The sequence below is a fragment of the Bilophila wadsworthia ATCC 49260 genome (genome assembly GCF_000701705.1).
GTDB lineage: Bacteria > Desulfobacterota > Desulfovibrionia > Desulfovibrionales > Desulfovibrionaceae > Bilophila > Bilophila wadsworthia.
Window position 1 is genome coordinate 1 of record NZ_JNJP01000116.1, and the last position, 8,234, is coordinate 8,234.

Sequence of the window (8,234 nt, forward strand, 5' to 3'; positions counted from 1 at the left end):
GCTTCCCTCTCCCCTCCCCCACGCCCCCACCTCTCTCCCTCCCAAGACTTTCGTCTTTTTGGGACGGGGCGGCGAGGAGGCCATGCCTGAAAGGATAAGCATCTTCCCGAGAAAAGAAAACAGGCCGCGCAACGGAACTCCCGCCGCACGGCCCGCATGTCCGCCGTATTTTTCGAACAGAGATTCAATAAACACAAAAGTCTTTGGAAAGGGAGGGATGGGGTTTGGGGAAGGGAGGGAAAAGCTTTTCTTCAGAAAAGCTTTTCCCTCCCTTCCCCAATGCGTTTCATCAACCCTGCTTCCTCAAACTTTTTCTGGGCCGCGAGAGGCAGAAGGCCAGCACGACGAGGGCGATGGTCACGCAGAACATGATGGCGGAAAGCGCGTTGATGTCCGGCTTCACGCCGAGCCGCACCATTGAGTAGATGCGCAGGGGCAGCACCTCAAACGTCGGCCCGGCCACAAAAAAGCTGATCAGCACGTCGTCCATCGACAGCGTGAACGCCAAGAGCCACCCCGCGACCACGGCGGGCATGATCACCGGCAGGATCACATAGCGGAACGCCTGCGCCTCGGTAGCCCCGAGATCGCGGGCGGCCTCCACCAGGTGCTCGTCGAATTCGGCCAGGCGCGCCAAAACGGTCAGGGCCACGAAGGGCAGGCCGAGCGTCGTGTGCGCGATGAGCATGGACACGAACCCGAGCGGCAGCTTGACGCTGATGAAAAAGATGAGCAGCGAAATCCCCATGACCATCTCCGGCGAGACGGTCAGGACGTACAGGGAGGCGTGCAGGAGCTGGCGTCCGGGGAATTCCGTGCGCTTGAGGCACAGCGCGGCGAGCACCCCGAGCAGCGTCGCCAGCGAGGCCGCCAGCGCCGCCACGGAAAGCGTGTTCACCACCGCGTCGATCAGCGCCGCATTGCCGAAAAGCTGGCTGTACCACTTGAGCGTGAACCCTTTCCACGCCGACGTGTACTTGGCGGCGTTGAAGGAATACGCGATCACCACAAAGATGGGCAGAAACAGGAACGCATACACGATCCAGAGCCACAGTTTGCCGAGTTTCCGCATCATCACGCCACCTCGTCCATGCGGTCGCGCGAGGCGACCTTGCGGTTGGCCATCCGGTACACCGCGATGAGCAGGGCCAGCAGCAGCGTCAGAATGGTGCTCGCCGCCGCGCCGAGCGGCCAGTCGCGGGCCACCATGAACTGGTTCTTGATGAAGTTGCCGATGAGCATACTTTTGGCCCCGCCGAGGATTTCAGGGATATAGAACGCCCCGAGCGAAGGCAGGAAAACGAGCATCGAGCCCGCGATGATGCCGGGCAGGGTCAGCGGGAACGTGACGTGCCAGAACGACTGGAAGCCGCTGGCCCCGAGATCCCGGGCCGCGTCGAGCAGGCGGCTGTCCAGCTTTTCGATGGATGCGTACAGCGGCAAAACCATGAACGGCAGGAACGTGTACAGGATGCCCATGAACACCGCGAAATCGCCGTACATGAAGGACACGGGCTGTTCCGTAACCCCGAGCCACACCAGCAGCGTGCTGATGAGCCCGTTGGCCTTGAGGATCAGGATGAGCGCATAGGTACGGATAAGCGAGTTCGTCCAGAACGGGATGATGACCAGCAGGAGCAGCCACGGCTTCATCTTGGCGCTGGCCCGGGCGATCCGGTAGGCGAACGGATAGCCCACCAGCAGGCACGCCAGCGTGCTCATGAAGGCCAGCCACAGGGATTCCCACAGGATTTTCAGGAACGTGGGATCGAGCAGGCGCAGGTAGTTGTCCAGCGTGAACTGCGGCAATACGAAATCCTGCTCGCCGCGCGTCAGCACCGTCACCACCAGAAGGCCGATATTCGGCAGCAAAGCGAACAACAGCAGCCACAAAGCCGTGACGCCGATGGAAAAGCGGTTGAAAAAGGCCCTAGTCTGCTTCATACGGCAACACCACTTCCCAACCGTCAACCCAAGTCACGGCAACGCGCTCCCCGCGGTTGTAGCTGATTTCCGCGTCGTCCTCGTTGAAGAACTCGGCAACGGAAAGGGTCTCGCCGCTGTCGAGGGCGATGGAAATATCCACGGTCGCCCCCTTATAGACGGTTTCCTCAATGCGCCCGGTGAGGTACGGCCCTTCGGGGCGCTCGTCGTCATGCGCATAGACGCGGATGTCCTCGGGCCGCAAAAGCACGTTCACCCGATCCCCCGCCACGAACGGGCGCGACGTGCGCAGGGTGAAGCGGCGGCCGCTGATGTCCGCGATATAGATGCCCTCGCCGGGCACGGACATGATCCGCGCGGGCAGGATGTTGATCTCGCCGACGAAACGGGCGACGTACAGGTTGGACGGCTCCTCGTAGATTTCCTGAGGCGTGCCGATCTGTTCGATGCGGCCCTGATTCATGACCACAACGCGATCGGACATGGCAAAAGCCTCTTCCTGATCGTGGGTCACGAACACGAAGGTGATGCCGAGGCGTCGCTGGAGGCGTTTGATCTCAAGCTGCATGGCGCGCCGCAGCTTGTAGTCGAGGGCGCTGAACGGCTCGTCGAGGAGCAGCACCAGCGGCTTGTTGACCACGGCGCGGGCGATGGCCACGCGCTGCTGCTGGCCGCCGGAAAGCTGATGCGGGCGACGATCCGCGTACTGTTCGAGATGCACCATGCGCAGGGCTTCCAGCACCCTGCCCTCGATCTCGCCTTTCGGACAGGACTGCATCCGAAGCCCGAAAGCCACGTTGTCGCGCACGGTCATATGCGGGAACAGCGCGTAATTCTGAAACACGGTATTGACCTGACGGCGCTCCGGCGGGACGTCGTTCATCCGCTGCCCGCCGATGGATACGTCTCCCTGATCCGGGGTCTCGAAGCCCGAAAGGATTCGCAGGATGGTCGTCTTGCCGCAACCGGAAGGCCCAAGGAGGGTCAGAAACTCGCCGTTGCTGATACTCAGATCAATGCCCTCAAGCGCGCGAGTGTCCTCGAAAGATTTGTCCACACCCCTCAATTCGATGATATTGTCCTGTCCGGTCATTCTTCCCGACTGCCTCCGTATCCTTGTATGGAAGGGCGCGCGTCCCCGAACGGGATCGCCACATATCGGCCATTCACGGCTCCGCTCGTCCTTCAGTGCAGATTCTTGCGAAAAAGCCTTCAGCGGCTTGTCCGGGCGGCCCGTCAGGACTCCCGAAGGCTGTCTCAGGACCTTCTCTTTCACGCATCCTCTACATGAGGCGGGTCAAAGGGTCAAGAAAAGCCCCATCCATGATTTTACAGCTAACCTTTTGTTTCTAAAGATTTTGTCCAAACAGGCCCTTTCCTTTTTTCCACAGGTGCCAAAAAAACGCTTGTCTTTCATTTTGGTTCGGGCTAAGAAGGGCTTCTTCACGGGATGTGGCTCAGTCTGGTAGAGCGCTGCGTTCGGGACGCAGAGACCGCGCGTTCAAATCGCGCCATCCCGACCACTTGGGTCTTAAGGGTTTGCTTCACGGCAAACCCTTTTTTCATGCCCAATGCACGGCGCAAAAAAAGGAATCCTTCCGTATGAAGAATTCCCTCTTCGGCGCGGGGAAAACCCACCGCACGCCTGCGTCCTCAGATTGCGTCGGCAACCACCGACTGCGGGGTCAGCAGATCCGCATGTATGGCCAGCCAGATGCACGGGGAACTGGTGTAAACCACCCGGTGCTTCCTGCGCTTCGGCAGAAACAGCGAATCCCCTTTCTTCAGCCCCACTTCCTCGCCATCCATGTAGTGCAGGCGGGCTTCGCCCTCAAGCACCACAACCCACTCGTCCAGATCCTGATCGTACCATTCCCCTTCGGGAGTGACCTGCCCGTTGGATACGATGCGCTCCACGCGGATGCTCCCCGCACCCGCCGCAAGCGTATCGAAAAGTTCCGGCTCTTCAAGAGAGGGGTACGCGTCTTTATCTACAAAAAGGATGTTACGTTTTCCGTTCATAGTTATACCTCCATCCTCAACTATAGGCTCCGCTGTACTTTCTGTCCATGCCGCTATTTATCATTTTCAATCCTCCGCCGGCGGGTATACGCCTTGAAAAAAGAATGCGGCCCCAATCTCTACGGATGGAGGAGAAAACATGCGATTCGGTTATACGCTGCTCTTGGCGGGAGCCCTCTCCCTCGGTATCGGCATCCAAGCTCAAGCCGACGATTTTATTCCCCAGAAAGCGGGAAATGTCACCATCAGCCTCCCTTCCGGCTGGGAAGTCCTCCCCAAGGGAGTCCTGAAACAGTTCTCCCAAGAGAATGGCCCTGAAATCCTGCTTCTGGCACAAGGCCCTGCGGACGACTTCCTCAAACTGAGCATCATCAGAAATCCCGATCCCGGCACGCAAGAGGCATTTCTCAAACAAGATGCCGCACAAACGGAAAAACGCTGCAAGAAGCTCATCGGCGAACTGGAAAGCCAGCTTGGCACAGGCAAAGCTGAAGCCACATGCGGCAAGGTCGAGAACAACGGCGTCGCCGCCCTCGCTACCCAAATGACCATCCCCGCTCAGGATAACCGCCCGGAACTCATCAACATGACGTGGACCTACCCCAATGGGGACAAGGGAGTGATCGCAAACGCCATGTTCCTGAAGAAGGACGCCGGGAAGTACGAGGCCGACGTCAAGAAGGCCCTCCAGTCCGTCAAGTTCGACAAGTAAAGGGCATTACGGCAACCCCTGCCGGACTTTGGGGATTCCGGCGCGGCCTTTTCGCCAGCAGAGGCCACACCCCGGACTCTTTAGGAATAAAAAACGCTTCACTATCCGGTTCACACGGACACTGAAGCGTTTTTCTTTTTCCGGAACACATGGCCGTGCCCATTTTCACGCCACGGCATACATCCTTTTCCCACAAAACAGAGAAATCCCCATCCTCCGCCGGAACGAACTCCCTCCACGCCGCCTCCCCACCAGCCAAAAGTCTTGGGAGGGAGAGAGGAGGGGTTTGGGGAGGGGAGAGGGAACCTTTCCTCAGAAAGGTTCCCTCTCCCCTCCCCAATATCATCCCATCATCTCCGCCTAGAACTCCAACGAGCCCGGCGTACGGGGGAACGGGAGCGCGTCGCGGATATTGGAAATACCGGTGAGCATCATGACGAGGCGCTCGAAGCCCATGCCAAACCCGGAATGCGGAACCGAGCCGAAACGGCGCAGATCCAAGTACCACCAATAGTTTGCGGGATCCTGATTCATCTCGCGGATACGGCTTTCGAGCACGTCGAGGCGCTCCTCGCGCTGGCTGCCGCCGATGAGTTCGCCGATGCGGGGAACCAGTACGTCCATCGCGGCCACGGTCTCACGGTCGTCGTTCTGGCGCATATAGAATGCCTTGATCTCTTTGGGATAGTCATACACCGCCACCGGGCGCTTGAAATGTTCCTCGGCGAGGAAACGCTCGTGCTCGGTCTGCAAATCAAGGCCAAACTTGGCGGGGTACTCGAAATTCTTTCCGCTCGCTTTCAAAATGTCGATGGCCTCGCGGTAGGAACAGCGCGCAAAGGGCTGCGCCACCATACCCTTGAGGCGATCCACCAGCCCCTTGTCCACAAAGCGATCGAACAGATCCATATCGTCGGCGCGGCGTTCGAGGACACGGTTGATCACAAAGCAGGTCAGGCTCTCGGCCAGATCCATGTTGTCGTTGATATCCGTGAAGGCCACTTCCGGCTCGATCATCCAGAATTCCGCAGCGTGACGGGGGGTATTGGAATTTTCGGCGCGGAAGGTCGGGCCGAACGTGTAGACTTTGCCGAGCCCAAGGGCCAGCGCTTCGGCCTCAAGCTGGCCGGAAACAGTCAGGCTGCACTCCTTGCCGAAAAAATCCTGCGCATAGGGGTTTTCGCCGGGCTTCACGGGCGTGTTCAGGGGCAGGGTCGTCACCCGGAACATTTCACCCGCGCCTTCGCAGTCGGACCCCGTCAGGATGGGCGTATGCACATAATAAAACCCGTTCTGATAGAAAAAGTCGTGCACGGCGTGCGCGGCTTCGGCACGGATGCGGAAGGCCGCCCCGTACTTGTTGGTACGGGAACGCAAGTGCGCAATGGTACGCAGGAATTCGTCGGAATGGCGCTTCTTCTGAAGCGGGAAGGTTTCAGGATCGGCGAGGCCGAACACGGTCATATCCTTGGCCCGCACTTCCCATTTCTGGCCTTTGCCGGGCGACTCGACAAGTTCGCCCGTAACGGCGACGCACGCGCCCGTGTTGACGCCTTCCAGTTTGTCCCATGCGGCGGTACCCTCGTCAACAATACACTGGATGTTGCCGAGGCAGGAACCGTCGTTGAGTTCGAGGAACGAAAACCCCTTGGCGTCGCGGCGGGTCCGGACCCAGCCGCCGATACGGATTTCAGACGCGGCGGACGCCGCACCGAGCGCTTCAGCTACAGGAGTACGCAGCATAGAGCCTCCTCAGATTATATGTTATTTCTTGATTTTTGCCCGTATGAACTCGATAACCACCGGCAGGACCGAAACGATGATGATGCCGTAAATGACGACACTGAAATTGTTCTTTACGATCGGGATGTTGCCAAGGAAATACCCGGCGGAAACCAGCCCCACCACCCAGAGGATGGCCCCGGTGATGTTGAAAGACAGGAACTTGACCGGGGACATGAGCGCAATCCCAGCTACAAACGGCGCAAAGGTACGCACGATGGGAATGAACCGGGCCAAGATAATGGCCTTACCGCCATGCCGTTCGTAAAACGCATGGGCCTTGAGCAAGTGCTCTTTGTTCAGAAACCGTGTCTCCCGGCTGAATATGCTCGGCCCCACGTGCCGCCCGATCTCATAGTTTACGGCATCCCCCAAAATCGCCGCCCCCAACAGGACAAGCATACACACCGGGTAACTGAGATGCCCGGCTCCGGCCACGGTCCCCGCCGCAAACAGCAGCGAGTCGCCCGGCAGGAAAGGCGTCACTACCAGACCGGTTTCACAGAACACGACGATAAACAGAAAAAGATACAGCAGCGCCCCATATTCCGCGACAAGTGCGAAAAGGTGCTGATCGATATGCAGAACAAACGAAATCGCCTGTTCAAAAAAAGAAAGCTCCGTCATGAAAAAGTCCTGATCACGCAAATACAGGTTTGAAACGGTTTGGAAAACAGCGCACAGGATACGGACAGACCTGTGGAGAATCAAGCCCTGATCGCCCCTTCAAACGTCCGTAATCCATTTGTCACAATCTCCCTTTACGGCCCGTCTGCGCACCTGACGCCGTAGGTGCCGCAAGCCGTCCCCAAAACCTTTTATTCCTCCAAAAGGAAAATGGCTTGACTTTAAACCGGGGACAAGCTATTGATTCCCCCTGTATTGGCCATCGGTCAATGCGCCAGCATAGCTCAGCTGGTAGAGCAACTGATTCGTAATCAGTAGGTCCACGGTTCAAATCCGCGTGCTGGCTCCAGAGAAATCAAGGGGTTACATCAAAAGATGTAACCCCTTTCTCGTGACTGTCCGCAAAACTGTCCGCACGGCCTTTTTGCGGCTAGGAAATTTTGCTCCCCTTTTGGAAAAATACAGCAACATACGGACACACAAGGCTTTCCCTCGTTGCCGGTTTTTCTTCTTCCCTTCGTTGCTCCCGCAATACGCTACAATCCTCGGCATGTTCAGCCAGCGCCCCTTCTAAAAAATAAAGGCCAGCAACAAGAAAGAAGGGCCGGATTGCCCCCCTTCTGAGATGGCATAAAGCACACCCCCAAAAGGCCGCAGGTTTGGTGTGGGTGAGTGCATTCTTTCCCGGCGCTGGCCTTCGGGCGAAAAGAAAGGGCATGGTATCGTCCCATGCCCTTCATCCCCTCCGGAGGCGTTACGCTGCCTGTTCTTCCGTCAGTCATATAGTCGAGTGCTTAACGAAAGAGCAGGCCGCGTATGCCCTACGCCATCACGACGCCCGAACACGGGACGGCCTTCGACATCGCCGGAAAGGGCATCGCCAAGACCAAGGCGACGGAGGAAGCCATCCGCATCGCCGCTCAGATGGCCGCATCCAGAGCATGAACCTCTGATCCGGCATCAAGCCGGACATCCATAATGCCGCTTCCTCATCCCCAATAAACAAGGAACTCACAGCCTGACAGCTTGTGAGTTCCTTGTTTTCAATCTGGGGGATCAGAAAAAATGACGAACAGGGATTCGATAAAGTCGAAAATCTTTGAAGAGGGTGGGGGTGGTTTGGAGGGGGCGGGAGAAACTTTCTCTA

Annotated in this window: 8 protein-coding genes and 2 tRNA genes; 4 read left to right on the forward strand and 6 right to left on the reverse strand. The window is 58.0% G+C overall.

Annotation, left to right across the window (positions count from 1 at the left end; genetic code table 11):
* Positions 1-289: 289 nt before the first annotated feature.
* The 3 genes from potC to potA are packed head-to-tail and all read right to left on the reverse strand — an operon-like array spanning position 290 to position 3,037.
* Positions 290-1,075, reverse strand: coding sequence for a spermidine/putrescine ABC transporter permease PotC (gene potC / locus T370_RS0119910; protein ID WP_005027980.1), 786 nt, complete (start codon positions 1,073-1,075; stop codon positions 290-292).
* On the reverse strand, positions 1,075-1,944 hold the full coding sequence (locus T370_RS0119915) for an ABC transporter permease (protein WP_005027981.1): 870 nt from the start codon (positions 1,942-1,944) through the stop codon (positions 1,075-1,077). The genes potC and T370_RS0119915 overlap by 1 nt, the downstream gene beginning before the upstream one ends.
* Positions 1,931-3,037 (reverse strand): spermidine/putrescine ABC transporter ATP-binding protein PotA, encoded by a 1,107-nt coding sequence (potA, locus tag T370_RS0119920; protein WP_029436774.1) that lies wholly within the window; start codon positions 3,035-3,037, stop codon positions 1,931-1,933. Before potA ends, T370_RS0119915 begins: the two co-directional genes overlap by 14 nt.
* A gap of 353 nt (positions 3,038-3,390) precedes the next feature.
* Here potA and T370_RS0119925 point away from each other — a divergent pair.
* A tRNA-Pro gene (locus T370_RS0119925) sits at positions 3,391-3,467 on the forward strand.
* Between the two features lie 130 nt (positions 3,468-3,597).
* Here T370_RS0119925 and T370_RS0119930 read toward each other — a convergent pair.
* Complete coding sequence (locus T370_RS0119930) at positions 3,598-3,966, reverse strand: cupin domain-containing protein (protein ID WP_005027983.1); 369 nt, start codon at positions 3,964-3,966, stop codon at positions 3,598-3,600.
* A gap of 139 nt (positions 3,967-4,105) precedes the next feature.
* Here T370_RS0119930 and T370_RS0119935 point away from each other — a divergent pair, with 139 nt between their 5' ends.
* Entirely contained in the window at positions 4,106-4,678 is a 573-nt protein-coding gene (locus T370_RS0119935; RefSeq protein WP_005027984.1) for a hypothetical protein, read from the forward strand.
* Positions 4,679-5,038: 360 nt separating this feature from the next.
* Here T370_RS0119935 and asnS read toward each other — a convergent pair whose 3' ends face one another.
* Positions 5,039-6,421: an asparagine--tRNA ligase gene (gene asnS / locus T370_RS0119940; protein WP_005027985.1), complete on the reverse strand. Its 1,383-nt coding sequence runs from the start codon at positions 6,419-6,421 to the stop codon at positions 5,039-5,041.
* Positions 6,422-6,442: 21 nt separating this feature from the next.
* A complete protein-coding gene (locus tag T370_RS0119945) occupies positions 6,443-7,087 on the reverse strand; it encodes a DedA family protein (protein ID WP_029436775.1) in 645 nt (214 codons plus the stop codon).
* Between the two features lie 273 nt (positions 7,088-7,360).
* Between T370_RS0119945 and T370_RS0119950 the strand changes: the two genes are divergently transcribed.
* A tRNA-Thr gene (locus tag T370_RS0119950) sits at positions 7,361-7,436 on the forward strand.
* 467 nt (positions 7,437-7,903) lie between these two features.
* Positions 7,904-8,032, forward strand: a complete 129-nt coding sequence (locus T370_RS24620; protein WP_081847603.1) for a 4-hydroxythreonine-4-phosphate dehydrogenase PdxA — start codon at positions 7,904-7,906, stop codon at positions 8,030-8,032.
* The last annotated feature ends 202 nt before the right edge of the window (positions 8,033-8,234 follow it).

What these genes read in the sequence shown, in the direction of transcription:
- potC (WP_005027980.1), bottom strand. Translation starts at nt 1,075, where the DNA reads ATGATGCGGAAACTCGGCAAACTGTGGCTCTGGATCGTGTATGCGTTC.
- T370_RS0119915 (WP_005027981.1), bottom strand. Translation starts at nt 1,944, where the DNA reads ATGAAGCAGACTAGGGCCTTTTTCAACCGCTTTTCCATCGGCGTCACG.
- T370_RS0119930 (WP_005027983.1), bottom strand. Translation starts at nt 3,966, where the DNA reads ATGAACGGAAAACGTAACATCCTTTTTGTAGATAAAGACGCGTACCCC.
- potA (WP_029436774.1), bottom strand. Translation starts at nt 3,037, where the DNA reads ATGACCGGACAGGACAATATCATCGAATTGAGGGGTGTGGACAAATCT.
- T370_RS0119935 (WP_005027984.1), top strand. Translation starts at nt 4,106, where the DNA reads ATGCGATTCGGTTATACGCTGCTCTTGGCGGGAGCCCTCTCCCTCGGT.
- asnS (WP_005027985.1), bottom strand. Translation starts at nt 6,421, where the DNA reads ATGCTGCGTACTCCTGTAGCTGAAGCGCTCGGTGCGGCGTCCGCCGCG.
- T370_RS0119945 (WP_029436775.1), bottom strand. Translation starts at nt 7,087, where the DNA reads ATGACGGAGCTTTCTTTTTTTGAACAGGCGATTTCGTTTGTTCTGCAT.
- T370_RS24620 (WP_081847603.1), top strand. Translation starts at nt 7,904, where the DNA reads ATGCCCTACGCCATCACGACGCCCGAACACGGGACGGCCTTCGACATC.